Origin of the sequence: Mesorhizobium jarvisii, assembly GCF_003601985.1 — a bacterium.
Lineage (GTDB): Bacteria > Pseudomonadota > Alphaproteobacteria > Rhizobiales > Rhizobiaceae > Mesorhizobium > Mesorhizobium jarvisii.
This window is the reverse complement of record NZ_QZXA01000004.1, coordinates 405737-432365: the sequence shown is the minus strand read 5'-3', so window position 1 is coordinate 432365 and position 26629 is coordinate 405737. Positions and strand designations below refer to the sequence as shown.

The following is a 26629-nucleotide window of genomic DNA, read 5'->3' as shown; positions in this document are numbered from 1 at the left end:
TCCTGCCGACCCTTCGCGAGTCGGCGTTTCTTAACTCTCCGTTAGGGTTAACAGAATATTTCTGCGGGAGGGAAGATGGCCACGCTATGGCCGCGCGCATGAATGGAGGCTTAGGTGTCGATGCCGACCAACCGCACAGTGAATGCCAGAGGAAAACGGCTCGCCACCACCGCCCTCATGCTGGCGCTCGCCGCGGGCGTCGCCGGATGCGGAACCAGCAGGATGACTACCGGCTCGATCGAACGTACCAGCGGCAAGCCGCTGGAGAGCATGTCGGCGGGAGAAGTGCACAATGCCACGGCCGCTCTCGGCCAATCCTACTCAAAGAATCCCAACGACAAGCGAATCGCAACCAACTTCGCGGCCGCGCTGCAGATGGACGGCGATGCCGACCAGTCGCTGGCCGTGATGCGCAAACTGGCGATCGCCTATCCCAAGGATCGCGACGTGCTCGCCGCCTATGGCAAGGCGCTGGCCGCCAATGGCCAGCTCGAGGCAGCGCTCGACGCCGTGCGCCGCGCACAGACGCCGGAATATCCCGACTGGAAGCTGGTGTCGGCGGAAGCGGCCATCCTTGACCAGCTCGGCCAGAAGGACGATGCACGCCAGCTCTACCGCAAGGCGCTCGAACTCAAGCCGAACGACCCCTCGGTTCTCTCCAATCTGGGCATGTCCTATGTGCTGGAAGGGGATCTGCGCACCGCGGAAACCTATATGCGTTCGGCCGCCCAGCAGCCCAACGCCGACAGCCGCGTGCGCCAGAACCTGGCGCTGGTCGTCGGCCTGCAGGGCCGCTTCGACGAAGCCGAGAAGATCGCCTCGCAGGAGCTCTCGCCCGAGCAGGCACAGGCCAATGTCGCCTATCTCAGGCAGATGCTTGCGCAGCAGAATGCCTGGGGACAGCTCAAGGATCAGGACAAGGCGAAGCCTGCAACCAACTGAGGGCGACGATCTGCAAAGGTCCCAATTGAACGAAGAAGCCGCGCTGAGCTCAGCGCGGCTTCTTCGTTTATCTCCGCGTGCCCCGCGGCTACTTGGCCGATGATGACGGATGATCGGTGCCGAAGATGCCGCGCTGGCTGACCTGGATGCCGGCAGGGCCCAGGATGATGGCGAAAAGCACAGGCAGGAAGAACAGGATCATCGGCACGGTGAGCTTGGGCGGCAGGGCGGCGGCCTTCTTTTCGGCGGCGTTCATGCGCTGGTCCCTGCTTTCGGCGGCAAGCACGCGCAATGCGTGCGCCACCGGTGTGCCGTAGCGTTCGGCCTGGACGAGCGCCTGCGACACCGATTTGACCGATTCCAGACCGGTACGGTTCGCAAGATTCTCATAGGCCTGCTTGCGTTCCTGCAGATAGGAGAGCTCGGCGTTGGTCAGGATGAATTCTTCCGCCAGAGCCACCGACTGCGCGCCGATCTCGTCGGCGACTTTGCGGAGCGCGGCTTCCACCGACATGCCCGACTCCACGCAGATCAGCATCAGGTCGAGCGCATCCGGCCACGCCATCTGGATCGACTGCTTGCGCTTGGTGGCGCGATTGTTGACATAGACGACCGGCGCGTAGAAGCCGCCATAGGCGACCAGGATGCAGACGAACAGCCGGATGACCAGGGGTTTGTCGGGCAATCCTCCGAGCACGAATATGTAGACCAGCCCCAGCGCGAAGCCGACAAAAGGCAGAACGAGGCGGAAGAAGAGAAACCGCGTCAGCGGGTTCTGCCCGCGAAAGCCGGCGACCTTGAGCTTCTGCAAGGTGCTCTCGTCGGCCAGCGCGCGCCGCAGGTCGAGCCGATCGACAATGTTGCGCATACCGACCGACTGTTGCTCGCGCAGGCCCTTGCGGCGGCGATCGGCCTCGCTCGCAAGCCGCGCGCGCTGCTTGGCGCGAAGCTCGTCGCGCTCCAGCGCGACCGACTTCATGCGCGACTTGAGCTGGTTTCCGCCGAATGCCGGCAGCAATGTAAAGACCGTCGCGAACACGGCGATGGCGACCAGCAGCGCGATCAGCAGGCTGGGGTCCGTCAGTGATTTGATGACTTGTTCGGTCATGCCGCGGCCCTAGACTTCAAAGTTCATCATCTTGCGCATGACCAGGATGCCGATCGACATCCAGACAGCGGCACAACCCAGTATCAGATTGCCAACGCTGGTGTTGAACAGCGGCATCAGATAGTCGGGGCTGGAAAGATAGACGAGAAAAGCAACGATGAAGGGCAGCGCGCCGATGATGGCGGCGGACGCCTTCGCCTCCATGGACAGCGCCTGAACCTTCGCTTTCATCTTCTTGCGATCACGAAGCACGCGTGAAAGGTTGCCCAGCGCCTCGGACAGATTGCCGCCGGCCTGCGACTGGATCTGGATGACGATGCCGAAGAAACTCGCCTCTGTGCACGGCATGGTTTCGGGCATACGCAAGGTCGCATCGGGGATCGAAATTCCCATCTGCTGCGAATCGACGATGCGGCGAAACTCCGCCTTCACCGGCTCGGGGGATTCGTTGGCGATGAGGCGCACGGCATCGTTCAGCGGCAGGCCGGACTTGACCGCGCGCACGATGATGTCGAGTGCGTTTGGAAATTCGTTGAGGAATGCCTTGACCCGGCGCGCGCGGCGAAACGATACGAACCAGCGCGGCAGGCCGAGCGCGCCGGCCAACAGCACGCCGGGCAAGACAAGCATCGGCGCGCCGGCCACGAATGCGACCACCGTCAGCGCGAGACCGCATATGGCGGAATAAATGTAGAAACGCTCGATTGGGACCTTCATCCCGGCCTGCCGGAGTTGCGCCTTCAGCGGCGGCTTCTTGATGGCGCTGTCCTTGGTCTTCTGCTTCTCGTCGAGTTCCTTCAGCGAATCCTGCACGGATTTCCGACGCTTGGCCGCATCCGTCGCGCGGTCGCGGGAGGCCTTGACAACCGACCGGTCCGTCTCCGCGGCCTTGATCGTCTCCAGCCGCTTGCCAGCCTGCTTCTCATTGCTGATCTGGTTGAACAGGAATGCATAGGCGACCGCGCCGGCGCTGAAGCCGGCGAGCACGACAAACGCCAATACGGTGCCGTCAATTCCAAACATCGACCAGAACCCTCAACGCCGCGTCAGTCAGCGCGTTTCTCCATTGCCTCGAGCGCAACGGCGAGGCGCTGCTCCTCGCCGTAGTAGCGAGCCCTGTCCCAGAAATGCGGGCGGCCGATGCCGGTCGAGACATGCTCGCCCAGCAGCCTGCCGTTGGCGTCCTCGCCCTTGATGTTGTAGAGGACGATGTCCTGCGTGATGATGACGTCGCCTTCCATCCCGATCACCTCGGTGATGTGAGTGATGCGGCGCGATCCGTCGCGCAGACGCGCCGCCTGGATGATCACGTCGATGGAGCCGACGACGATTTCACGCACGGTTTTTTGCGGCAGCGAATAACCGCCCATGGCGATCATGGATTCGATACGATTCAGGCATTCGCGCGGGCTGTTCGAGTGGATCGTTCCCATCGAGCCGTCATGGCCGGTGTTCATCGCCTGCAGAAGATCGAACACTTCGGGTCCGCGCACCTCGCCGACGATGATGCGCTCGGGCCGCATACGCAGGCAGTTCTTGACCAGGTCGCGCATCGTTACCTCGCCTTCACCTTCGAGGTTGGGCGGGCGGGTTTCCAGACGTACGACATGCGGCTGCTGCAGTTGCAGTTCGGCCGAGTCCTCGCAGGTGATGACGCGCTCGTCGCGGTCGATGTAGTTGGTGAGGCAGTTGAGCAGAGTCGTCTTGCCGGAGCCGGTGCCGCCCGAGATGACGATGTTGCAGCGAACACGACCGATGATCTTGAGGACTTCGGCGCCCTGCGGCGAGATGGCACCGAACTTGACCAGCTGATCGAGCGTCAGCTTGTCCTTCTTGAATTTGCGGATGGTGAGTGCGGTGCCGTCGATGGCGAGCGGCGGAGCGATGACGTTGACGCGAGAGCCGTCGGGAAGGCGGGCGTCGCAGATCGGGCTGGATTCATCGACGCGGCGACCGACCTGACTGACAATGCGCTGGCAGATGTTGAGAAGCTGCTGGTTGTCACGAAAGCGAATGCCGGTCTGCTCGACCTTGCCATTGACTTCGATGTAGACGTTCTTGGAGCCGTTGACCATGATGTCGGCGATATCGTCGCGGGCGAGCAATGGCTCGAGCGGCCCGTAACCAAGCACGTCGTTACAGATGTCCTCGAGCAATTCCTCCTGCTCGGCGATCGACATTGCGAAATTCTTGATCGCGATGATGTCGTTGACGATGTCGCGGATTTCCTCGCGCGCGGTCTCCGGGTCGAGCTTGGCCAGCTGCGACAGGTCGATCGTGTCGATGAGCGCCGAGAAAACCTGGCTCTTGGTGTCGTAATAGGTTTCGCTCTTTTCGCGCTGGGGCCGCTTCGCCTCCGGCGCGATCGGCGGCGCCTCGACGGCGCGGCGAGCCGGCGGCGCCACAGGCGCGCTTGGCTGCAGCGGTGCCGCGGGCCGGGCAAGAACCGCCGTATCCGTCGAACCCGCGGGCGGCGGCGCGGCCGGCGCCGGTGCCGGCTGGCGGAATTCCGGCGTGAACCGGTTGCCGTCGTCGTTGCCTCTTTTACCGAACATGATCGACTACCGGTTCCAAAAACGTCACTTCTTGTTGCGCGAGAGCTTGCCGAGCAGACTGCCCAGGCCAGCCTTCTTTTTCGTGCGGATTTCGCTTCGCCCGGTCAGCACGTGCGCAATCTCGTTGATGATCGCGACAACCGGGTTCTTGGCGTCCATCTCGCCGAGCATCCGCCCGTTGTTGGCGGCATTGCCGAACAGCAATGGATCGAAGCCGATGACCGACATCGGCGTCAGGCCGAGCGGCTCGGCGAAATCGGACGGCGAAATTTCCGGCCGCTTGGGAACGCCGGCCTGGTTGATGATCAGCTTCGGCGGCGGGTCGTTGGGGCGAAGCCGCTTGAGCATGTCGACCATGTTCTTGGTGTTGCGCAGATTGGCCAGTTCCGGGGTCGCCGTGATGACGATCTCGTCGGCCTTGACCAGCGTGTTCTTGGCCCAGCCCGTCCAGACATGGGGGACGTCCAGGACCAGAAGCGGCACGCTGCGCTGCGCGGTATCGACAAGCTGCGCAAAGGCATCGGGATCGAAGTCGTAGACGCGTTCCAGCGTCGAGGGCGCGGCGAGCAACGACAAATGCTCGGCGCACTGCGTCAGCAGCCGATCGAGATAGACTTCGTCGACGCGTTCGGGCGAGAAAACCGCTTCGGCGATGCCCTGTGCCGGATCCTGGTCGAAATTGATGTTGGCCGTGCCGAAGGCGAGATCGAGGTCGGCGACGACGACCTCGGATTTGAACAGGGAGGACATTGCCCAGGCGACATTGTGGGCGATGGTCGAAGAGCCCACACCGCCCTTGGCGCCGACAAAGGCGATCGAACGGCCGATCGGTTCAGCCTCCGGATCGACGAAAATCGACGACACGACACTGACGATGTCGGCCATCGAAACGGGCGCGATGACATATTCGGAGATGCCGGAGCGGATGAGTTCGCGATAGAGACCGACATCATTGTAATGGCCGATCACCACCACTTTCGAGGATGGATCGCAGTACTCAGAGAGCTGGGCGAGTTGCTCCAGCAATTGCTTGGGTTCGCTGCGTGACTCCAGCAGGATCAGGTTCGGGGTCGGCGCCGACTGGTAGAACTCGATCGCCGTGGGAATGCCGCCCATATGGACCTTGAGATGGGCCTTGGTCATACGGCGGTCCTCGCCGGCGCGCTCGACCGGATTGGCAACGCCCTCGGTCTCGCAGAATGCCTGGATCGAGATGCGCGGAACCGGCCGCAACGCCTGCATCGCGGCGATGTCCTGCGGCGATGTATCACCGCCGTCCGCGGTGGCGTCATAGGCAAGATTGCTCATGGTCATGCTCTTTTCCGTGGCCTTTTTCTTTCCGTGGCGTCTCTTTCCCGAAGGTGGCTTAGTAGGTCACTTCTGAATTGCCCAGGAATTCACCCGAAATGCCCCTGGCGCGGTAGACATCGATCACCGCGCCGCGATTTTCCGCGTCGATGGTGCTCTGTTTGCGCGGCCCGAGCAGATCACCCGGGTTGGCCATCTGGGCAGCGAGATTGTTCTGATAGGAGCAGCCGAAGTCGGCATAATGCTTGTTTTCCGACGTCTCGAGCAGATCATCGGGCCAGCGCCCGCATTTGTCTGTCTGCGCCCTCACCGCGATATAGGAGACGCGAACCGGAGCCGATGTCTCGCTCGATCCGGCCTGATAGGAGGTGACGACGATGCGGTTGCGTTTGATACCGCTGGCGACCGCGAGCCTGGCGAAATCACGTCCGGCCGCCGTCGCGGCAACCTCGTTGGCCGATCCGCTCGGTATCTGGATGGTCAATGACGGAGCGGCACTCTTGTCATAGCCGTCAAGGAAACCCAGCAGCGTGTCGCGCTGCGAACCGGTCATGCCGCGGTCGCCGGCGCCGACAGGCAGGTCGATCTTCTGGTTCTTCTCCGCGATGACGATCGGATGGTTGGTGCGATAGTCGTCCGGAATGGCGCCGACGGTGATGCTGTCGCGCTGGGCGCACCCGGCAAGCAGGGCGGTCATCGCTGCCGCCAGAACCGGCAGCACCCGCAGGCCGGTCCGCGAATGGCTGGCGCGCATCGTCGTGGCGATGGTCCTTGTCTTCAACGCTGACTGAGACATGTCGGCTTCCCCATTCACTTGTAGATGTAGCCGACAACGCCGTGGTAACGGCCGTTGGGCTTATCGGTCTGCATGGTGCCGTAGACGCGATTGACCTTGCCAAGGAAGTTGGCGGCGCCGTCGCTGGCAGGGTTGAAGTTGTCGTCTGGCTTGGCGAGATCGTTGCGTGCCACCGGCTTCGCCAGATAGGGCGTGATGAAAATCACCAGCTCGCTTTCGTTGCGCACGAAGTCCCGGCTGCGGAACAAGGTGCCAAGGACCGGTATCTTGGCCAGACCTGGCAGTCCGGAGACCGCTTGTCGCACGTCGTCTCGGACCAGACCCGCAATCATCATGGAGCCGCCGGAAGGCAACTCGACCGTTGTGTCAGCCAGGCGCTTGCGGATCGACAACAATGTGGTTCCAGGCAAGTTGCCCGCGCCTTCGACGGTGGTGGCGCCTTCCGTCGTTGGCTCCGACACCGAGGTCCTGACCTTGAGGCTGATCCGGCCGGCCGACAGCACGACTGGCTGGAACTCGAGGCCAATGCCGTATTCGATCTGCTGGTTGGTGTACGTAATCTGACCGGTCTGGTTCTGTTGTGATACGTTCTGTGAGCGCTGGGTAATGATGTTGAACTCACCGCCGACCTTGAATGTCGCCTTCTCACCCGAGACCGCCGTCAACGTCGGTTCAGCCAGGGTTTTCATGACTCCCGACTGTTCCATCGCATTTATGTAGGCCTGAAAGGGCGAGCCTGGGTTGCCGAGGCCAAAGCCTGAGTACTGCGATAGCGGTTTGCCCAAGCCGTAATTCTGCGAGCCCAGCGCATTCCAGCTGATACCGTTGCTGTTGCCGCTGGCGATCATGTTGACGCCGAGCTGCTTCATCACGGAGCGACTGACTTCAGCGACGGTCACCTTGAGCGTGACCTGGTCGTCGCCGATGATCTGCAGAAGATTGACGATCTTCGAGACGCGTCGTTCCTGGTCGGGGTTGTTGATGTCGACGCCGCCCTGGGCCGAGCCGCCGGCCGCGGTCTGCGAATACTGTCCGGTCGTTGCTTCACCGCCGGAGACGAAGATCGTCGCCAGGTCGACCGCCCGCTTCGCGTCCAACGGTGTATCGACCATTCCGGTCAAGACGACGTTGTCGTTCAGCAGTTCCACCTTGACGTCCGAGGTCGGAAGGAAACGCTTGATATAGTCCTCCAGGCCGGCGACGTCGCGTTCGACTGCCAGGTCCAGGCTGGCGATCTGTTCGCCGTTCGGACCGAAGACGAAAATGTTGGTCTCGCCGACCGATTTGCCGAACAGATAGATACGCCTTGCGGTGCGGGTCACCGCATCGGCAACGGTCGGGTTGGCGACGAGAATGTCGTAGGCATCGCTCGGCAGGTCGATGACCACCGATTTGTTGAGGCCGAGCTTGACGCGCTGCGTGGCTGTCGTGGCCGATACCTGCGTGCTCTTCGCCTCGACGACGCCCTGCACATTCGTTCCGACGAGCAGCAGGCCCAATGCCGCGGCTGCGATTGCCGGCAGTTTACCGCTTAGCCTCATTTCCTTGCCCCTACTTCGGAGACTTCGCCCGACTTGATCAGTCTCACCGTTCCCTTGCGGCCATTGCCGGAAACGAGATAGTCGGCCTCGCCCACATTCTTTTCCTGGGTGTCCGCGACCGCGCGCAAGGCCAGCGTCAGGCGATCCGCCATCTGCTGGGCGACGGTGATGATCTCCGCCTGCTTGGGCGTCAGCTCCAGCGTGGCGGTCTGGCCCACCCTGGTCTTCTTGCCCTCCTCGTCTTCCTGGATCGTCTGGTCGATTGCCAGGACGCGGATGTTCTTGAGGATGGTTTCGGTGTTGAAGCCGGTGCTGCCGCTGTTGGCATCCGCCCTGCGGGTCATGATGACGTCGACGAAATCGTTGGGAAGGATGAAGCCGCCGGCCGAAGTGTCGGCCGAGATGGTCGTGGCGACCGCCCGCATCCCGGAGGGCAGGATGGACGACATGAAGCTCTGCCCCTCGCCGATCAGCTTGGAACGCCGCACCGGCTCACCGGCATACATCGGCACACGGGCGATCGATCCCTTCAATTTCTCCAGGGCGTCGGGAGCATTGGCCTTGGTGATGAAATTCGCGTTGACGCCGTCGGCCGGCCAGGATTGCCAGGAAATGTTGTTCTGAAGCGCGTTGCCCATCGCGACATCGCCCGAGAGCACAAGCACGTCCTGCAGGGGCACGGCGGGAGCTTGGGGGCCGGAATCGACCACGATCTGCGGCGGCGGCGCTGCGACCATGTTCTTCGCGACATAGCCAGCGCCACCCGCCGCGGCCACCGCCACGCTCAGAATAATAAGTCGGGATGCTGGCATCTGTCCGAACCTCGCCCTTGGCAAACCACGTAGCCAAGCCGGACTTTGCAGCGGCAATCGTCAAAACAAGGTTAATGTAATGCTTACGATCGTGATTAATTTAAGGTTTACATAAATTAGCTGGATCGTGCCGCCACGGATTCAAGGGGCCTGGCCAATGCTCATTTCAAAGCCGGCCTGGCAATGCGGTCGGGGAAATGGAAAACAGATCGCGTTCAGCTCGCAAGCCTGGCCAGCGCCCACACCATCAAAGGCGAATCCGGATAGGTCAGCAGCCCGCCAAGGCCGAGCGCGATCCCGTAGGGAATCCCGACCGACTCTTCCGCGAAATGGCGCAGGAACGGATTGCGGCCCGTCATAACCGCCAGCGGCGACTTCCGGTACAGCAGGATGGCGATCGTCAGCAGGCCGCCGATGAGTGTCGAGACCACAAGGTATTGGACGAGCTGGATGTTCAGCCCCATCCACACGGCCGTCGCGGCCAGCAGCTTGGCGTCGCCGCCTCCCATGCCACCCATCGCGAACAGGCCGAACGTCACGGCAAGGACCAAGGCGCCGGCGGCGAAATGCCAGCCATAGGCTGCCCATTCCATACCCGTCAGCGGCGCGACCAGCGCGAACACGACGACAAGCAGCACCGACACGCGATTGGCAATTGTCATCGACAGCATGTCGGAAATCGCTGCAAACAGCATGCAGAACGGAAAGACGACGAAGATCAGGGCTTCAAGCATCGGCGCCATGCCTATTGTTACGGGCTCAATCTAGAATGGATCGATTAACGATTGATGAGGTCTGGGATGAACACGCGGCTCTGTCGGCCGCGACTTCGACAAGCAACAATAAACAAGGGCCGCCCACATGGGCGGCCCCTGTCCGAAAGACAATCTGAACGTTCAGCAATAAGCGGATTAGCTGCCGCTGGAGTTCAGGGTGTTGCCGATGTTTGAGAACTTGGCATTGATTGCATTGCCGAGGGCGCCGGCGCCGGTGATGATGGCGAGCGCGATGAGGGCGGCGATCAGACCATATTCGATAGCGGTCGCGCCGGATTCGTCCTTCACGAAACGTGCAAAAAGGTTAGACATTCGAGAGCTCCTACTCCACGTGTTACAGCACTTCCGTCAACTTCTGTGATGGTTGATCGGATGCTGCCAATCTAGGGAGAAGCTCTTTCGATCGGCTTAATAAACAGCCTTACCGATTCCTTTCCCGGCTCGAACGGAGCGCGTGGTTAACCCGACGCTAAGCGCTGGCTAATGTACTGTTTCCCAAGCCAATGCCGCAAAAGGCAAGGGCTTTGGCAAAGCTTGCGACCGGCGCGGATCCGGCCATGTGAACAGCCACGCCGATCGTCACATCCGGCGTCGGCAAGCGGACTTAACCGTTGGTTCACCAATCTCGTTCATGTTCCGTTGAACAGTTTGCTTGCGGGAGCGCATCGATGGCCGTGCAGAGATCCTCAATCCTGATTGCCGTGCTTCTTGCCGCCACGAGCTTGATCACGCCAGCCATGGCCGCCGCCGATATCGAAGTGACGATGAATCAGGCCAAGATCGTGAAGTTGTCGCGTCCCGCCGACACGATCGTCGTCGGCAACCCGGCCATCGCCGATGCCTCCGTCCAGGACGCCTCCACGATCGTGCTCACCGGCAAGGGTTTCGGTGTCACCAATCTCGTCGTTCTCGACCAGGAGGGCAGCCCGATCGTCGACGCGCAGGTTACCGTCGTGCGGCAGGCGGCCTCGTCGGTTCGCATTTACCGGCGTGCCGAGGTCCAGACCATGTCTTGCACGCCCTATTGCGAAAGCTCCTACAAGAGCGAGGCCGAAAAATCCTCCGAGGCCGAGATGAGCGCAAGCAAGTAGGCTGCGCGCCCCACCAGCCTGTCCAGGTTACCGGCCGGTTAAGGCGCCCGCGCCGACTTTAACGATCATTCAAACCGGGCCTCAATTGGTTTGCGCTAATACACCTGTCGGAACCGTCCAGGGGTGGCAGGAACAGGACATGGGCAACGAATTCAGCTCGACAGATCAGCACAAGGCGGAGCGCGCCGGGTTTCTGACGCGCTTCGTTCGCAATCGCCGTGGCAGCACGGCCATCGAATTCTCGATACTTGCATTGCCGTTCGCCCTCCTCGTATTCGCCATCCTTGAAAGCTGCATCTCGTTCGCCGGCCAGGAAGTGATGGCCAACATCACCGACGATGTCGCGCGTCAGTTGCGCACGGGCCAGCTGCGGCCGGCCGATGTCGCCGGGAGCAAATTGACGACCCTGATCTGCGGCAGGCTGCAGATCATCGTCTCCACGGATTGCCCGCAACAGCTGCTGGTGGACCTTCGCGAGTATCCGACCTTCGCGGACGCGGCCACCGCGACCTTCAAGATTCAGAACGGCGATGTCGTGCTGATGCAAGGCACGAACTCACAGACTTTCGCAAACACGCCTGGCCTGGCGGAATCGAAGAACATGCTGCGGGTCTTCTATAAATGGCCTGTCATGACCGATCTGATGGCCAAGTCGATGGCCAATCTGAGTGGTGGCAGGACGCTGCATTTTGCGTCGGTGACCTGGCAGAACGAGCCGTTCGACAATTGAGTTCGGAACTACCAACAAGAAAAAGGCAAATGCCATGATGCGTGCGGGGGCACATCTGAAAATTGCGGAGTCCTGGAGCAGGGCGATCGGATTCTGGTCTAACCGCAAGGGCATCGCGGCGGTCGAGTTCGCTCTTATCGTTCCGATTCTGCTGGTCATGTATTTCATGACCATGGAGGCTTCGCAGGCCATCGAGACCAGCAAGAAGGTCAGCCGCATCGGCAGCATGGTTGCCGATCTCGTCACGCAGCAGCCGACCATCGTCAAGGCGGATCTCGACGCCATCATGAAAATCGGCACCTCGACCATTCAGCCCTACAACCGCTCGACCCCGAACATCACCATCACGGCAATACAGGTCACCACCGATACACCGCCCAAGGTCCTGGTCGTGTGGTCGCGCAAGGTTGACACTGGCGTCTATAGTGCCGCGGCCGCCGCGGGCACGGCCACAACGGTTCCGGCAACGCTCAAGGTGGCCGGCACCTTTCTCATCCGCGTGGACAGCAATCTGAGCTATACGCCGATCATAGGCTGGACGACGGACACCCAACAAAAGCTTGGGCTGACCAAATCCCTCACCACCACGATCCCGATGGGCGAGACCTACTATCTGCGTCCGCGCAGAAGCCTGACCATCCCCTGCGGCGATTGCTGAAGCCTTTTACTGCCGGCCACCATCGGCCGACCCCAGGCGCACGATGGCCTCGGCCGTCGCATAATCCTTTCGGGCCACGGTCAGAAAGCCGCCGGAGTGCTTCGATTCCAGGAGATCGTAGACATCCGGCGTCGTCGATTTGAGGTTGGTGAGAAACACGGTCAGCCGGCGCCTGGCTTCCGGGTCGAGATCGCTGCGCACGGCATGGGGACCGTATCTCAGCAGGCTCGACATCCACACGACCTGGAGGGCCGATGGCGAAAGGCCGGCCGCTTCGAGCCTGGCCTGCGTGCCACCGGATAGCAGCGGCTGGCCGTCGGCCGCGGCCCTCACCCAGCCGAACGTGGCGTCGGCCCGGCCGTCGACAAGCATGGTTTCCGCCGCGGACGCCGTATCGGTATGGATGAGAAACGGGGCATCGTCCGCAATCTCAGCGTGTTCGGCGGCCAGCTCTGTCAGCGGCAAAAGCGAGCCCCCGACACTGTCCGGCGGCGGCATGGCGATCCGGTGCGTCTCCATCGCCGCCAGGCCGGACAGCTTGCCGTCCCGGGTCAACAGCACGGAGCGGATGCCGGCCGCACCATCGGAATCGACCGGAGCCACAAGCGGTTCGACACATCCGCAACGCTGCAGCGCCGTCGCGTAGGCCGTCGTCGAATAGATGGCATACTCGATCCGGGCGTTGGCCTGCGCCTCGATCAGTGCCGCGTAATCGCGCGCAACGACGAACTCCACCTTCATGCCAAGGGCGTTGGTAAAGGATTGCGTCAGCAGCGCCAGTCCCGGAACGGTGTTGCCGGCGCCGGGCTCGGCGACGATGCCAATGCGGAATGTGCCGATATCGTCGCGCCAGTCGGCCCGCGCCGGACCACAGCAGAGCGCGCCGTGCATAACCACAAGGGCAGCACATGTCTTCAGCGCGGCGTTCATGACAAGACCGTCCTGCATTTCCTTCGATCCATGCCCAAGCCCGTGCGTCGTGACGCTTTACATGTCGGATTGGGCCTGCCGTCGTTGCCCCAAACCTGCGCGCACTTATGGGCGACATGCTCTCTTGGTTTGTCCATGTCGTTGACCCAAAACCGCTGCGCACTTTCGGGCGACATGGACAGGACTATCGCGCCAAGCCGTTGCCGTTTGGTTTCCGAATTGCCAATGCCGCCTTGGAACCCTATGTCTGGGCGTCCAAACTGGCAACAATGACCCGATGGCGCGCGCTTTCCTCTTCGTCCTGGACTCTTTCGGCATCGGCGGTGCGGCCGACGCCGAACGCTATGGCGACGCCGGCGCCAACACGCTTGCGCATATCGCCGAAGCTTGCGCCGAAGGGCGCGCGGATCGCGAGCGGCTTCGGCAAGGGCCGCTGTTCGTCCCGCATATGGCGTCGCTCGGGCTTGGCAAGGCAGCGGAGACGGCGACAGGGTTGGGTTTTGCCCATTTCGGGACGGATCTGGTCGCCAACGCCTTCCATGGCGCGGCACAGGAAGTTTCGAGCGGCAAGGACACGCCCTCCGGCCACTGGGAGATCGCCGGGCTGCCGGTGCGTTTCGACTGGGGTTACTTTCCGGATACGGTTCCCGCCTTTCCGGCAGATCTGACCGCGGCGATGATCCGCGAGGGCGAGGTGCCAGGCATTCTCGGCAACTGCCATGCGCCGGGCACCGAGATCATCGAACGGTTCGGCGAGGAACACATCCGTACCGGCAAGCCGATCTGCTACACCTCCGTCGACTCGGTCCTGCAGATCGCCGCGCATGAAGTTCATTTCGGGTTGGATCGGCTTTATGAATTCTGTCAGGTGGTGCGCCGGCTGGTTGATCCGCTCAGAATCGGACGCGTGATCGCACGGCCGTTCGTCGGCGAGACCGCCGCCACCTTCCAGCGGACCTACAACCGCCATGACTATGCCGTGCCACCGCCGGAGCCGACCTTGCTTGACCGGCTGACGGCGCGGGGAAGCCGCGTCATCGCCGTCGGCAAGATCGGCGACATCTTCGCCCATCGCGGGATTTCGGAAGTGCGCAAGGCTGCCGGCAACATGGCCATGTTCGACAAGGCGCTCGGTGCGATGGACGATGCCGGCGACGGCGATCTCGTTTTCGCCAATTTCGTCGATTTCGACACCGAATTCGGCCATCGCCGCGACGTCGCCGGCTATGCCGCCGCGCTCGAGGCCTTCGACCGACGGCTGCCGGAAGCATTCGCCAAGCTGCGGCAGGGCGACCTGCTCATCCTGACGGCCGACCACGGCAATGATCCGACCTGGCGAGGGACCGATCACACGCGTGAACGCATCCCGGTGATCGGCATGGGACCGGGTCTGGCAGGTGGCGACATCGGACTGAGAACGACCTTCGCCGATATCGGCGAAACCGTCGCCGAACACCTCGGGCTGGCGCCTGGCCGCCACGGCACTTCTTTCCATGCGATGATTGGCGGCCATGCCTGAATTGCCCGAAGTCGAAACGGTCCGGCGTGGCCTGCAGCCGGTCCTGGAAGGTGCCCGTCTGACCAGGGTCGAGGCGCGTCGGCCAGACCTGCGGTTTCCCTTTCCCGAACGGTTTTCGGAAAGGCTGACCGGCAGGACCATCACTGCACTCGGCCGCCGGGCCAAATATCTGACCATGCATGTGCAGGACGGCCCGGTGCTGATCTGCCATCTCGGCATGTCGGGCTCCTTTCGCATCGAGACCGGCGACGACGGCGAGACACCCGGCGTGTTCCACCACGAGCGCTCGAAAAGCACGGCACACGACCATGTCGTGTTCGATGTGGTCGGTGCCGACGGCGCCCGGTCACGCGTGATCTTCAACGACCCGCGCCGCTTCGGTTTCATGCTGTTTGCGGAAGGATCGCCGGAGACGCACCCGATGCTGGCCGGACTGGGCGTCGAGCCAACGGGCAATACGCTGGACGGCGCGCTGCTCGCCTCGTTGCTGCAAGGCCGCGGATCGCCGCTGAAGGCAGCACTTCTTGACCAGAAGCTGATCGCGGGACTAGGCAATATTTATGTCTCGGAGGCGCTTTGGCGCGCCGGCCTGTCGCCCTTGCGCGAGGCGGGCACCATCGCCAAGCCGGGCAAGAAGGCCAGACAACAAAGCGAACGCCTGGCCGAGGCGATCCGCTCTGTCATATCGGACGCCATCGCCGCCGGCGGGTCTTCGCTGCGCGACTACATGCACACCGATGGATCGCTGGGCTATTTCCAGCATTCCTTCGCCGTCTACGACCGTGAGGGCGAGCCCTGCCCGAAGCCCGGCTGCGGCGGCCATATCGAGCGCGTCGTGCAGAGCGGACGCTCGACCTTCTATTGCCGGACGTGTCAGAGCTAGTTAGACCGGGGTCGAGCGAGGAGAAGCAGCCATGGCCTATGAAACGATCATCACCGAGACGCGCGGCAAGGTCGGACTGGTCACTCTGAACCGGCCAAAGGCGCTCAATGCGCTGAACCTTCAGCTACTCGCCGAACTGGTCGCAGCCGTGAAAGACTTCGATGCCGACGCCGGCATCGGCGCCGTGGTCATTACAGGTTCCGACAAGGCCTTTGCCGCCGGCGCCGACATCAAGGAAATGCAGGCAATCTCCTTTGCAGATGCGTATCTGCAGGACCTGTTCGTCGGCTGGGAAGAGCTGACGCGGGTGCGGAAACCCGTTATCGCCGCGGTGGCCGGCTACGCGCTCGGCGGCGGATGCGAGTTGGCAATGATGTGCGACTTCATCATTGCCGCCGACACGGCCAAATTCGGCCAGCCCGAAATCACCCTCGGCGTCATTCCCGGCATGGGCGGGTCGCAACGCCTGACCCGGTTTGTCGGCAAGTCGAAGGCGATGGACATGTGCCTGACCGGAAGGATGATGGATGCGGCGGAAGCCGAGCGCTCAGGCCTGGTGTCGCGGGTCGTGCCCGCCGCCGAGCTTGTCGAGGAGGTGGTCAAGGCGGCGGCCAAGATCGCCGACTTCTCGCTTCCGTCGGTGATGATGGCGAAGGAAGCCGTCAACCGTTCCTATGAGACGACGCTGGCCGAGGGATTGCGGTTCGAACGTCGTCTGTTCCACTCGCTTTTCGCGCTCGAAGACCAGAAGGAAGGCATGGCGGCCTTCGCCGAAAAGCGGAAGCCGAATTTCGCCAACCGGTAGAGCCGTGCCCGCCCGCGATCGAAACCCTGTGGCGTCGGCCAAAAAGAACGCCAGGCAGCGTTGACGCGCCGGAAAAGCTGAACTATAAGCCGCACCAACCGAGGCGGCCCTGTGGCTGCCCGTTTGTTTTTTGCGCCCTGCGGCATGCCGCGTGCGCCGACCAGATCAGAAGAGAGGCATCATGGCCAACACATCCTCGGCCAAAAAGGCAACGCGCAAGATCGCCCGCCGCGCAGCGATCAACAAGAACCGCCGCTCGCGCGTGCGCACCTATGTCCGCCAGGTCGAGGAGGCGCTCGCCTCCGGTGACAAGACTGCCGCGCAGGCCGCCTTCAAGGCCGCCGAGCCGGAATTGATGCGTGCCGCAACCAAAGGCGTCATCCACAAGAACACAGCGTCCCGCAAGGTCTCGCGTCTGGCTGCACGACTCAAGGTGCTGTCGGCCTAACATCGCCTATACAGACTAGCTTGTCTAAAACCCGGCCGATTGTGCCGGGTTTTTTTCGTTTGCCGGCAAGTACTTAAAAAGAATGCTCGGAGACGTCGCCCAAGGCGGATTCCAAGCTTCGAAATGCTTTGCCGGCACATACATGCCCGCTGATGGTTGATATGCTTAAAAAGTGCCGCTCTAGAAATTCTCGATTATCATAAATAAGCAATATTTTTCAGATAGTTACTCACGGTCATCCACAGCCTGTCCACAGCACCCCAAAGGGACGGGAGGACAACTGCCTGTCAAGCGAATTATTTCAGAATATTTCGTATCGCCCCGGCTTTTTCATATTCGCCGGAAAAGGGTTTGAATCACAATGGCTTTGTCAAAATACGCAGCTGCGGTATGGCGCCCGAAGGCGCCGGAGGTAACCAGATTCCTTAAAAATCCGTTAGACGTGGCCTTGCCCTATCCACAGCGATTTCGGTAATGTCCATCCATCGAAGGGGACGGGCCTCTGGCCCTTAACCCAGCCTGACGCGGCCAGCTTAAATTGGCGGGATTTGCGACGCGGATCAAGTCCGCGGACGGCTTTGGTTTGCTCTTTTCGATACGGTAGGGGACTGGCGTAACGAGACATGGCAGGTTGACAGCGCGCCGGCGTTTTTCGCCGGACGATGTTGTATTGCCCGGACATACCCAACGCGGACTGGCTTCCATGGGCCGGCACCGGTTCCCTTCGATACTGGGCGACGTTCATTGCCGGCGGCGGCAACGGGCATCGTAGCGAAGACACAGTCGCTGGAAACAAGGATGCAGGAGGCGCATCCCCGGCGAAAAAACAGGTACTAGAAAGACAAGGAACTCGATCATGCAGAGCGGCATCGAAAGGGAGCTTACGGGCGACCTCCCATTTCCTGGAACTTTGATCGGAGCAAACGAGATGGCGGTCTCCAGCGACGCGGAACAGAAGTTCGACCGGGTCAAGGCCCAGTTGAAGGCGCGTCTGGGAGCTGAAGTCTATTCGAGCTGGTTCGGCCGCATGAAGGTCGCGGAAGCGTCCAAGGGCATTGTCCGCATCTCGGTCCCCACCGCGTTCCTGCGCTCGTGGATCAATGGCCATTATCTCGACCTGATCTCCGACCTGTGGAAGCAGGAGGATGCCGATCTCCTCAAGATCGAGATCGTGGTGCGCACGGCCACCCGTCAGGGGCGCAGCCATGTCGAACCGGAATTGGCGCCGGCGCGCAAGATGACACGACAGACGCAGACGGCGCTGGCCGCCGGCACCGTAAGCCCCGGCAGGGTGGAACGCCCCCCCGTGCCGCGCCCGGGTGCGGCGGTCGAGAGCGAGTTCCGCCACAATGTGCTGGGGTCGCCGCTTGATCCGCGCTACACGTTCGGCTCCTTCATCGAGGGGCCGTCGAACCGGGTGGCCTTCGCCGCCGCCAAGGCCGTGGCGGAATCGCAGTCGAGCGCCGTGCGCTTCAATCCGCTATTCCTGCATGCGACCGTCGGGCTCGGCAAGACCCACCTGCTGCAGGCCATCGCGGCGGAATCGCTGAAGCAGAACCCGAAGTCCCGCGTCGTCTATCTCACCGCGGAATATTTCATGTGGCGCTTCGCCACGGCGATCCGCGACAACAACGCGCTGACGCTCAAGGAGCAGCTGCGCGACATCGACCTCCTGATCATCGACGACATGCAGTTCCTGCAGGGCAAGTCGATCCAGCATGAATTCTGCCATTTGATCAACATGCTGCTCGACAGCGCCAAGCAGGTCGTTGTCGCTGCCGACCGGCCGCCGTCGGAGCTGGAATCGCTGGAGCCGCGCGTCCGCTCGCGCCTCAATGGCGGCGTCGCGCTTGAAATGTCGGCGCCCGATTTCGCCATGCGCCTCGGCATGCTCAAACTGCGCCTGGCCACGGCCAGGATCGACGACGCATCGCTCGACATTTCCGAAGAGATCCTCAATCACGTCGCCCGCACCGTGACCGGCAGCGGACGCGAACTGGAGGGCGCGTTCAATCAACTGCTGTTCCGGCAGTCGTTCGAGCCGCAGATCACCATCGACCGCATCGATGAGATCCTCGGGCACATCTATCGCACCGGCGAGCCGAAGCGGGTTCGCATCGAGGATATCCAGCGCATCGTGGCGCGCCACTACAATGTGTCGAAGACCGAATTGCTGTCCAATAGGCGCACGCGCACCATCGTCAAGCCGCGGCAGGTCGCGATGTACCTGTCGAAGGTGATGACACCGCGTTCCCTGCCCGAGATCGGACGGCGCTTCGGCGGCCGCGACCACACCACGGTGCTGCACGCCGTGCGCAAGATCGAGGACCTTTCCGGCAACGACAACACGCTGGCACAGGAACTCGAGCTGTTGCGACGGCTGATCAACGACCAGGCCTGACCGTTCCGGACAGGCAAGCCGGAACTGCGCTGGAATTCAACAGCTTACCTGCCCGGCGGTGAGCCCGGAATGGGCTCGCGGCATCGGCTGGCGACGATCCGGATTCCGGATTCAGCACACCGACTGACGGTCTTCGCGGTGTTTATCCCCAGAAAGCCCGCGCAGCCGGCCCGAACCGGTGTCGCGGGCTTGCGTTTGCTGGCTTTTTCCTGTCAGTTTACGCAGATTCTGAGCCTGTTCAGACCTTTCGCGGGGCGCCGCCAGCCGGAGACCCGCTCATCCTTTCAAGCGAGCCTGTTTCGTCATGCGTGTTATCCTGGAACGGTCAAATCTCCTGAAGTCGCTCAACCACGTCCACCGTGTGGTCGAACGGCGCAACACGATACCGATCCTGTCCAATGTGCTGCTCAGCGCCGAAGGCGCCAGCCTGGAAATGAAGGCCACCGACCTCGACCTGGAGGTGACGGAAGCAACCCCAGCCAAGGTGGAGCGTGGCGGGGCGACGACGGTTCCCGCGCATCTGCTCTACGACATCGTGCGCAAGCTCTCGGACGGCGCCGAGGTGATGCTGAAGACGGACGAGGACGGCAACGCCATGACGGTGACGTCGGGCCGCTCGAGCTTCCGCCTGCAGTGCCTGCCGCAATCCGATTTCCCCGAACTTTCGGCCGGATCCTTCTCGCATATCTTCCGGCTCGACTCGGTTGCCCTGAAGGGGCTGATCGAGAAGACGCAGTTCGCCATTTCCACCGAGGAGACGCGCTATTATCTCAACGGCATCTACCTGCACACGCATGAAGTCGGCGGCAAGCTGAAGCTGCGCTCGGTGGCGACCGACGGCCACCGCCTGGCGCGCGCCGAAATCGACGCGCCGGCGGGTTCCGAAGGCATGCCGGGCATCATCATTCCGCGCAAGACGGTGAGCGAGCTGCAGAAACTGGTCGACGATCCGGATGTCGCCGTGACCACCGAACTGTCCGATACCAAGATCCGCTTCACCATCGGCAGCGTGGTCCTGACCTCGAAGCTGATCGACGGCACCTTCCCCGATTATCAGCGGGTCATTCCGACGGGCAACGACAAGAAGCTGATCCTCGACCGCCAGAGCTTTGCCGCCGCGGTCGATCGCGTCTCGACCATTTCCTCCGAACGCGGCCGCGCGGTGAAGCTTTCGATCAGCGAAGGCCAGGTGACGCTTGCGGTCAACAACCCGGATTCCGGCAGCGCCACCGAGGAACTGGCGGCCGATTACTCGTCCGACCCGATCGAGATCGGCTTCAACGCCAAATATCTGCTCGATGTCGCCGCGCAGTTGACCGGCACGGAAGCCAAATTCATGCTGGCCGATGCCGGTTCGCCGACCCTGATCCACGACATGGCCGACGAGACCGCGCTTTACGTGCTGATGCCGATGCGGGTGTAGCCTGCGGGTCATCGATCCGACTCAGCAATGGTTGCGGCACTTCTATAGGCGGATAGCGGTTGCCGGCACAGACGCATATAAGTAAGCTTACACTTACTAATTTCCGCAACTATGCGGCGCTGGCGATCGATCTCGCCCCGGGCGCCGTTGTGTTTTCCGGCGACAATGGTGCCGGCAAAACCAACCTGCTCGAAGCGATTTCCTTTCTGACGCCCGGGCGTGGCCTGCGCCGTGCCCCTTACGCCGATGTCGCGCGCGAAGGCGGCGACGGCGGCTTTGCGCTGCATGCCCGGCTCGACGGGCCCGACGGCCAGGTCGAGATCGGCACGGGCATTTCGGTTGGCGAAGGCGAGGGTGGCAGGCGGGTTCGCATCAACGGCGCGACCGCCCGATCGGCCGAAGACATGCTGGAATGGCTGCGCGTGGTGTGGCTGACGCCGGCCATGGATGCGCTGTTCACCGGCCCGGCCGCGGATCGCCGGCGCTTTCTCGACCGGCTGGTGCTGGCGATCGATCCCGGCCACGGCCAGCGTGCGCTCGACTACGAAAAGGCGATGCGGAGCCGTAATCGCCTACTTACGGACGGATCTCGGGATGATCGCTGGTTCGAGGCGATCGAGACGCAGATGGCCGAAACGGGCGTCGCTATTGCGGCGGCGCGCGCCGAACTGGTGCGCTTGCTCGCCGCCATGATCGACAGGCTGCCCGACACAGGGCCTTTCCCTCAGGCCGACATCAGCCTTTCAGGCGATCTGGAAGCCGAGGTTTCCAGCGCACCGGCGGTCGATGTCGAGGAGCGGTTCCGCCGGGCGCTCGCCGGCGGACGTGATCGCGATCGTGCCGCGGGACGAACGCTGGAAGGCCCGCACCGTTCCGATCTTCTGGTGCGGCACCGGCCCAAGGCGATGCCGGCCGAGCTCTGTTCGACCGGCGAGCAGAAGGCCTTGCTGGTCGGCATCGTGCTCTCGCACGCACGGCTAACCGGCGAGATGTCCGGTATGACGCCGATTCTGCTGCTGGATGAGATCGCAGCACACCTCGACGGCGGGCGGCGGGCGGCACTGTTCTCGATCCTCGAGGAGTTGAACTGCCAGGCCTTCATGACGGGAACCGATGCCGCGCTGTTTTCCAGCCTCAAGGGGCGCGCACAGTTCCTGACGGTCGACCATGGCACGGTTGGGCCAACCGAAGACGCCTGACAAGGTTTTTCGGCCGCTGTATTGTCCTGACATGACGACCACCCTCACCGCCGACGAGATCGAACGCTATGCCCGCCACATCGTGCTGCCGGAGGTCGGCGGTGCGGGCCAACAGAAGCTCAAGCAGGCGCGCGTACTGGTGATAGGCGCCGGCGGGCTGGGCGCGCCGGTGCTCGAATACCTTGCGGCGGCCGGCGTCGGCACGCTCGGCATTGTCGACGACGACACCGTGTCGCTCTCCAATTTGCAGCGTCAGGTCATCCACGACACCGATACGGTCGGCAAGCTGAAAACCGACAGCGCCAGGGCGGCAATCGCCCGCATCAATCCCAACACCGCGGTCGAGACGCACACGTTCCGGCTGAGCGCGGACAACGCCCCTGCCCTCGTTGCCCGATATGACATAGTGGTCGACGGTTCCGACAACTTCGAGACCCGTTATACTGTGGCCGACGCCTGTGCGAGCGCGCGTAAACCCCTGGTGCATGCCGCCGTTGGCCGCTTCGACGGCTCGGTGACGGTGCTGAAGCCTTTCGGGGTCGGCAAGGATGGCAAGCCTAACCCGGGCTATCGCGATCTCTTTCCCGAAGCGCCACCGCCCGGCCTGGTGCCCTCCTGCGCCGAGGCCGGGGTGCTTGGTGCGCTGACCGGCGTCGTCGGCACGCTGCAGGCGATGGAGGCCATCAAGCTGATCACTGGCATTGGCGAGCCGCTGGTCGGCCGGCTGCTGCTCTACGATGCGCTCGCCGCGCGCTTTGAGACGATCCGCTACGGCAGACGCTGATCTTGGAGCGGACCATGCCCCTGACAATCGACCGCATTCCGGCCGATTTCGGCCGCTGGGACGAGGCGCTTGCCTTGATCATGCATGCCTTCGCCTTCATGGACGGCGTCATCGACCCGCCGTCCTCGGCTCACCTGCTCACCGTCGATACACTGCGCGACAAGGCCTTGCGCGAGACCGGTTTCGTGGCTCTCGATGACGACAGGATCGTCGGCTGCGTCTTTGCCCAGGAAAGGGCTGACGATCTTTATGTCGGCAAGCTCGCCGTCGCCCCGGACTGCCAGAGGCGAGGCATTGGCCGGCGGCTGATACAGGCGGTCGAACGTCTCGCGCTCGACCGCGGCAAGGCGGCGCTGAAGTTGCAGACGCGTATCGAACTCACCGCCAATCACGCCGCCTTTGCCCGCCTCGGCTTTCACGAGACTGGGCGGACGGCGCATGAGGGCTACGCCAGGCCGACCTCTATCACCATGCGCAAGGCTCTTTCGTAAGCCTTGGCTTGCATTTGAAGAACGAACCAGGAGCGCGCCGCCGCGATACCGTCAGGTTCTGAGCGGCAGCACGCGGTCCGGCGGGCGGTGACCGTCAACGAAGGCGCGGATGTTGATGATGACCTTCTCGCCCATGTCGATGCGGCCCTCGAGCGTCGCCGAACCCATATGCGGCAAAAGCACGACCTTGTGCCGGGCGGCGAGCTTGAGCAGCTTGGCATTGAGCGCCGGCTCATGCTCGTAGACGTCGAGGCCGGCGCCGGCGATCTTGCCGTCCTGAATCAGCTTGACCAGCGCTTCCTCGTCGATGATGTCGCCACGCGCGGTGTTGACGACATAGGCCGTGGGCTGCAGCAGTGCCAGGCGCCGTGCCGACAAAAGATGGAAGGTCGCGGGCGTCGACGGACAATTGACGGAGATGATGTCCATGCGGGCCAGCATCTGGTCGAGGCTCTCCCAATAGGTCGCCTCCAGCCCGTCCTCGACCGCCGGCAAAACGCGATGGCGGTTGTGATAGTGGATGGAAAGGCCGAAAGCCTTGGCCCGGCGCGCGACGGCCGTGCCGATGCGGCCCATGCCGACAATGCCCAGCCGCTTGCCCCAGATGCGCCGGCCAAGCATCCAGGTCGGCGACCAGCCGGCCCATTTCTTGTCGCCGGTGAGCACATTGGCGCCCTCCGCGAGCCGGCGCGGCACCGCCAGCATCAGCGCCATTGTCATGTCGGCGGTATCTTCGGTCAGCACATTGGGCGTGTTGGTGACGGTGATGCCCCTCTTGGCGGCCGCGGCCACGTCGATCTTGTCGACGCCGTTGCCGAAATTGGCGATCAGCTTGAGGTTGTCGCCGGCCTGGGCGATCAGCGCCGCGTCGATCTGGTCGGTCACCGTCGGCACCAGCACGTCGGCTTCCTTGACCGCGGCGACCAGCTCCGGCTGCGTCATCGGCCTGTCCTCGACATTCAGCCTGGCGTCGAACAGCTCGCGCATGCGGGTCTCGACCGGGTCGGGCAGCTTTCGCGTGATGACCACGAGAGGCTTCTTTTTGCCTACCATTGTTTCCCTCGTTGAGACCTCTTTAACCAAGACCGGCGAAACTGAAAGCCGGTCGCGGTAGCCGATTTACCCATGTAACAAGCGGTGCCGCCGAAGACAAAGAAAAAGGGGTGCCAAGGCCACCAGGCCGGCGCCGAAAGGAACGAAAGTGTCTGGTTTCGCGTCGCTTCGCCTGGCCCTCAGCGCAGCATTTCTCGGCGCTCTCCTCTATCCCCCGCTTGCCGCGGCGCAGAGCGCGGCCGCGCCCGCCCAGAGCGCCGTCACGCTCGGGCCGAGCGGCCTGCCGCTGCCGCGATTCGTCAGCCTGAAGTCCGGCCGCGTCAATTCGCGCGTCGGCCCCGGCGCCAACTACTCGGTCGACTGGATGTATATGAAGGCCGGCCTGCCGATGGAGGTCGTCCAGGAATTCGACACGTGGCGCCGCGTGCGCGATGCGGATGGCTCGGAGGGCTGGATCAATCAGTCGCTGCTGTCAGGCCGGCGCACGGCGATCATCGCGCCCTGGCAGCGCGGCAAGGGCGCCCAGATCAACCTTATGAAAAGCCCCGACAAGGATGCCCGTGTGGTGGCGATCGTCGAGCCGGGCGTCATGGGCACGATTAAGTCCTGCGACGGCCAGTGGTGCGAAATGACGCTCGACGGCCACACCGGCTGGCTCGCCCAGGCGGCGGTCTGGGGCGCCTATCCCGGCGAGCGGGTCAAGGACTGAGGCCGTCCCGCTTGCGCCCGATGGGGCCAAGGTGGGTGTCCTGAAAACCGGTTGACAGTTTCAGGCCGTAGCCCAGTGCACGGTCGATGGCGATGTGGGCGATCCAGATCAGTGCGACCGCGCCCGCGACCGCATGACCGGACAGGGACCCGACGAGCAGCAGCAGCACCGGTACGATGAGGATGTGCAAGGCGTTGTAGGCGATGGCGCCGATGCGCGGCCCGCCGAGATAGCCGAACATTGACAGGTCCGGCGCCAGGATGAGCAATCCGAAGAGCCACCAGGAAACGCCTGACCAAGCGTAGAAGACGATCGCAACGGCCGCCACGACAGCCCATTCGAGCCGGATTATCAGCTCGAGGGGTTTCATCCCGGACAGATTATTCTGGCCGGACAGATCATTCCCGGCCGGGCCGATCGTTCTGGCCTCACCGGTTCATTCCTGGCGCTTGGGGCGCAGCCTCACCACGATGTCGACATTGGCGATTTCCATGCCCTCGGGCGGATCCGGCAGGTTGGTGACCGTCACCGGACCATTGGCGATGTCGAAAATCCGGTTTTCGCCTTCGATGTAGAAATGATGGTGGTCGGAGGTGTTGGTGTCGAAATAGGTCTTGGCGCCCTCGACGGCGAGGATGCGCAGCAGACCCGCCTGGGTGAACTGGTGGAGCGCGTTGTAGACCGTGGCCAGCGACACCGGCACGCCGGCGGCCAGCGCCTCCTCGTGCAGTTCCTCGGCCGAGAGATGGCGATCGCCCTTGGCGAAAAGCAGGTCGGCCAGCGCAATGCGCTGCCGCGTCGGCCTTAGGCCGGCTTCACGTACCCGCTTGTCCACAGCGACATTTTCCTTCCGGCAGCCCCGGTCCATCTGGTCTTCCAAGCCAACAGTCCCGCTTCAAGACACGCCCAGAATGGCAAAAAAATGAATGTCTGCCGAAACCGGACCCCTGTTGACATATATTCTGTCGTCCGAATGCGATCAATAGCGCGCATTGACCCGAGCAGACTGGCGGGTTAAGCGCAAACGCCGGTTTCCGGCCTGAAACAGATTGTGTTAGGACACCAACGACAAGGGCGCGCTACCGCCCGGACGATATGGGGACGAGATTGATGGCGGGTAAATCCAGCTACGACTACGAAGAATTGCTGGCCTGCGCCCGCGGCGAGCTGTTCGGAGAGGGCAATGCCCAGCTGCCCTACCCGCCGATGCTGATGTTCGATCGTATCACCGAGATCAGCGAGACCGGCGGTGCCTTCGACAAGGGCTTCATCCGTGCGGAGTTCGACATCAAACCGGACCTGTGGTTCTTCGCCTGCCATTTCATCGGCAATCCGATCATGCCAGGATGCCTCGGCCTGGACGCCTTGTGGCAGTTGACCGGCTTCTATCTTGGCTGGCTCGGCGAACCCGGCAAGGGAATGGCGCTGTCGACCGGTGAGGTCAAGTTCAAGGGCATGGTCACGCCATCGGTCAAGAAGGTCGAGTATGGCGTGGATTTCAAGCGTGTCATGCGCGGCCGGTTGGTGCTGGGCATCGCCGATGGCTGGATGAAGGCGGATGGCGAGCCCATATATGCGGCGACGGACCTGAAGGTCGGTCTGTCCAAGCAGTCGGCGGTCGCTTGACCGCACCCTTGGCCGACCCACTGGCCAGCATCCCTGGAAGG

The 26629-nt window shown here is 62.7% G+C and carries 28 protein-coding genes; 15 read left to right on the top strand and 13 right to left on the bottom strand.

Annotated features, from left to right (window positions below):
• Positions 1-120 precede the first annotated feature (120 nt).
• Positions 121-942, top strand: a complete 822-nt coding sequence (locus tag D3242_RS13100) for a tetratricopeptide repeat protein (protein WP_038644404.1) — start codon at positions 121-123, stop codon at positions 940-942.
• An 88-nt stretch (positions 943-1030) separates the two neighbouring features.
• Here D3242_RS13100 and D3242_RS13095 read toward each other — a convergent pair whose 3' ends face one another.
• The 9 genes from D3242_RS13095 to D3242_RS13055 form a co-directional block, all read right to left on the bottom strand.
• The gene (locus tag D3242_RS13095) at positions 1031-2050 is read right to left on the bottom strand and encodes a type II secretion system F family protein (protein WP_019863105.1); all 1020 of its coding nucleotides are present in this window, start codon (positions 2048-2050) and stop codon (positions 1031-1033) included.
• A 9-nt stretch (positions 2051-2059) separates the two neighbouring features.
• The gene (locus D3242_RS13090; protein ID WP_019863104.1) at positions 2060-3073 is read right to left on the bottom strand and encodes a type II secretion system F family protein; all 1014 of its coding nucleotides are present in this window, start codon (positions 3071-3073) and stop codon (positions 2060-2062) included.
• 23 nt (positions 3074-3096) lie between these two features.
• On the bottom strand, positions 3097-4605 hold the full coding sequence (locus D3242_RS13085) for a TadA family conjugal transfer-associated ATPase (protein ID WP_019863103.1): 1509 nt from the start codon (positions 4603-4605) through the stop codon (positions 3097-3099).
• Positions 4606-4629: 24 nt separating this feature from the next.
• Entirely contained in the window at positions 4630-5913 is a 1284-nt protein-coding gene (locus D3242_RS13080; protein ID WP_394811864.1) for a CpaE/TadZ family protein, read from the bottom strand.
• A 58-nt stretch (positions 5914-5971) separates the two neighbouring features.
• Positions 5972-6709 (bottom strand): CpaD family pilus assembly protein, encoded by a 738-nt coding sequence (locus tag D3242_RS13075; RefSeq protein WP_064984733.1) that lies wholly within the window; start codon positions 6707-6709, stop codon positions 5972-5974.
• 14 nt (positions 6710-6723) lie between these two features.
• Entirely contained in the window at positions 6724-8250 is a 1527-nt protein-coding gene (locus D3242_RS13070; RefSeq protein WP_027047728.1) for a type II and III secretion system protein family protein, read from the bottom strand.
• The gene (gene cpaB, locus D3242_RS13065) at positions 8247-9062 is read right to left on the bottom strand and encodes a Flp pilus assembly protein CpaB (protein WP_010913352.1); all 816 of its coding nucleotides are present in this window, start codon (positions 9060-9062) and stop codon (positions 8247-8249) included. The genes D3242_RS13070 and cpaB overlap by 4 nt, the downstream gene beginning before the upstream one ends.
• Before the next feature lie 215 nt (positions 9063-9277).
• Positions 9278-9796 (bottom strand): A24 family peptidase, encoded by a 519-nt coding sequence (locus tag D3242_RS13060; RefSeq protein ID WP_027047727.1) that lies wholly within the window; start codon positions 9794-9796, stop codon positions 9278-9280.
• Between the two features lie 177 nt (positions 9797-9973).
• Positions 9974-10150 (bottom strand): Flp family type IVb pilin, encoded by a 177-nt coding sequence (locus D3242_RS13055; protein WP_019863098.1) that lies wholly within the window; start codon positions 10148-10150, stop codon positions 9974-9976.
• A gap of 356 nt (positions 10151-10506) precedes the next feature.
• Here D3242_RS13055 and D3242_RS13050 point away from each other — a divergent pair, with 356 nt between their 5' ends.
• From D3242_RS13050 to D3242_RS13040, 3 genes are all read left to right on the top strand, one after another.
• Positions 10507-10929 (top strand): pilus assembly protein N-terminal domain-containing protein, encoded by a 423-nt coding sequence (locus D3242_RS13050; protein ID WP_019863097.1) that lies wholly within the window; start codon positions 10507-10509, stop codon positions 10927-10929.
• 139 nt (positions 10930-11068) lie between these two features.
• Complete coding sequence (locus D3242_RS13045; RefSeq protein WP_019863096.1) at positions 11069-11659, top strand: TadE/TadG family type IV pilus assembly protein; 591 nt, start codon at positions 11069-11071, stop codon at positions 11657-11659.
• 34 nt (positions 11660-11693) lie between these two features.
• Positions 11694-12317 carry a TadE/TadG family type IV pilus assembly protein gene (locus tag D3242_RS13040; RefSeq protein ID WP_038644392.1) on the top strand — a complete coding sequence of 208 codons (624 nt, stop codon included), beginning with the start codon at positions 11694-11696 and terminating at the stop codon, positions 12315-12317.
• 6 nt (positions 12318-12323) lie between these two features.
• Here D3242_RS13040 and D3242_RS13035 read toward each other — a convergent pair whose 3' ends face one another.
• Positions 12324-13247, bottom strand: coding sequence for a phosphate/phosphite/phosphonate ABC transporter substrate-binding protein (locus D3242_RS13035; RefSeq protein ID WP_064984731.1), 924 nt, complete (start codon positions 13245-13247; stop codon positions 12324-12326).
• A 277-nt stretch (positions 13248-13524) separates the two neighbouring features.
• Between D3242_RS13035 and D3242_RS13030 the strand changes: the two genes are divergently transcribed.
• From D3242_RS13030 to D3242_RS12990, 9 genes are all read left to right on the top strand, one after another.
• The gene (locus D3242_RS13030; RefSeq protein WP_064984634.1) at positions 13525-14766 is read left to right on the top strand and encodes a phosphopentomutase; all 1242 of its coding nucleotides are present in this window, start codon (positions 13525-13527) and stop codon (positions 14764-14766) included.
• Entirely contained in the window at positions 14759-15649 is an 891-nt protein-coding gene (gene mutM, locus D3242_RS13025) for a bifunctional DNA-formamidopyrimidine glycosylase/DNA-(apurinic or apyrimidinic site) lyase (RefSeq protein WP_019863092.1), read from the top strand. The genes D3242_RS13030 and mutM overlap by 8 nt, the downstream gene beginning before the upstream one ends.
• Before the next feature lie 31 nt (positions 15650-15680).
• Complete coding sequence (locus tag D3242_RS13020; RefSeq protein WP_019863091.1) at positions 15681-16454, top strand: enoyl-CoA hydratase; 774 nt, start codon at positions 15681-15683, stop codon at positions 16452-16454.
• Between the two features lie 181 nt (positions 16455-16635).
• Positions 16636-16902: a 30S ribosomal protein S20 gene (gene rpsT, locus D3242_RS13015; RefSeq protein ID WP_019863090.1), complete on the top strand. Its 267-nt coding sequence runs from the start codon at positions 16636-16638 to the stop codon at positions 16900-16902.
• Between the two features lie 856 nt (positions 16903-17758).
• Positions 17759-19303 carry a chromosomal replication initiator protein DnaA gene (dnaA, locus tag D3242_RS13010; RefSeq protein WP_064984633.1) on the top strand — a complete coding sequence of 515 codons (1545 nt, stop codon included), beginning with the start codon at positions 17759-17761 and terminating at the stop codon, positions 19301-19303.
• Between the two features lie 304 nt (positions 19304-19607).
• Complete coding sequence (dnaN, locus tag D3242_RS13005; RefSeq protein ID WP_010913340.1) at positions 19608-20726, top strand: DNA polymerase III subunit beta; 1119 nt, start codon at positions 19608-19610, stop codon at positions 20724-20726.
• 59 nt (positions 20727-20785) lie between these two features.
• Positions 20786-21925, top strand: a complete 1140-nt coding sequence (gene recF / locus D3242_RS13000) for a DNA replication/repair protein RecF (RefSeq protein WP_038652060.1) — start codon at positions 20786-20788, stop codon at positions 21923-21925.
• Positions 21926-21956: 31 nt separating this feature from the next.
• Positions 21957-22709, top strand: a complete 753-nt coding sequence (locus tag D3242_RS12995) for a molybdopterin-synthase adenylyltransferase MoeB (RefSeq protein ID WP_019863087.1) — start codon at positions 21957-21959, stop codon at positions 22707-22709.
• Positions 22710-22723: 14 nt separating this feature from the next.
• Entirely contained in the window at positions 22724-23200 is a 477-nt protein-coding gene (locus D3242_RS12990; protein ID WP_064984730.1) for a GNAT family N-acetyltransferase, read from the top strand.
• Positions 23201-23251: 51 nt separating this feature from the next.
• Here the strand turns inward: D3242_RS12990 and D3242_RS12985 are convergent, their stop codons facing one another.
• Entirely contained in the window at positions 23252-24253 is a 1002-nt protein-coding gene (locus D3242_RS12985; RefSeq protein ID WP_019863085.1) for a 2-hydroxyacid dehydrogenase, read from the bottom strand.
• Between the two features lie 148 nt (positions 24254-24401).
• Here D3242_RS12985 and D3242_RS12980 point away from each other — a divergent pair, with 148 nt between their 5' ends.
• A complete protein-coding gene (locus D3242_RS12980; protein WP_064984631.1) occupies positions 24402-24962 on the top strand; it encodes an SH3 domain-containing protein in 561 nt (186 codons plus the stop codon).
• On the opposite strand, the gene D3242_RS12975 is transcribed toward D3242_RS12980, so the two are convergent.
• Positions 24952-25332, bottom strand: a complete 381-nt coding sequence (locus D3242_RS12975; protein WP_081296122.1) for a DUF4260 domain-containing protein — start codon at positions 25330-25332, stop codon at positions 24952-24954. The genes D3242_RS12980 and D3242_RS12975 overlap by 11 nt on opposite strands.
• Positions 25333-25398: 66 nt before the next feature.
• Positions 25399-25830, bottom strand: coding sequence for an iron response transcriptional regulator IrrA (gene irrA, locus D3242_RS12970; protein ID WP_010913333.1), 432 nt, complete (start codon positions 25828-25830; stop codon positions 25399-25401).
• Between the two features lie 242 nt (positions 25831-26072).
• Between irrA and fabA the strand changes: the two genes are divergently transcribed.
• Positions 26073-26588, top strand: a complete 516-nt coding sequence (fabA, locus tag D3242_RS12965; protein WP_010913332.1) for a 3-hydroxyacyl-[acyl-carrier-protein] dehydratase FabA — start codon at positions 26073-26075, stop codon at positions 26586-26588.
• Positions 26589-26629 lie beyond the last annotated feature (41 nt).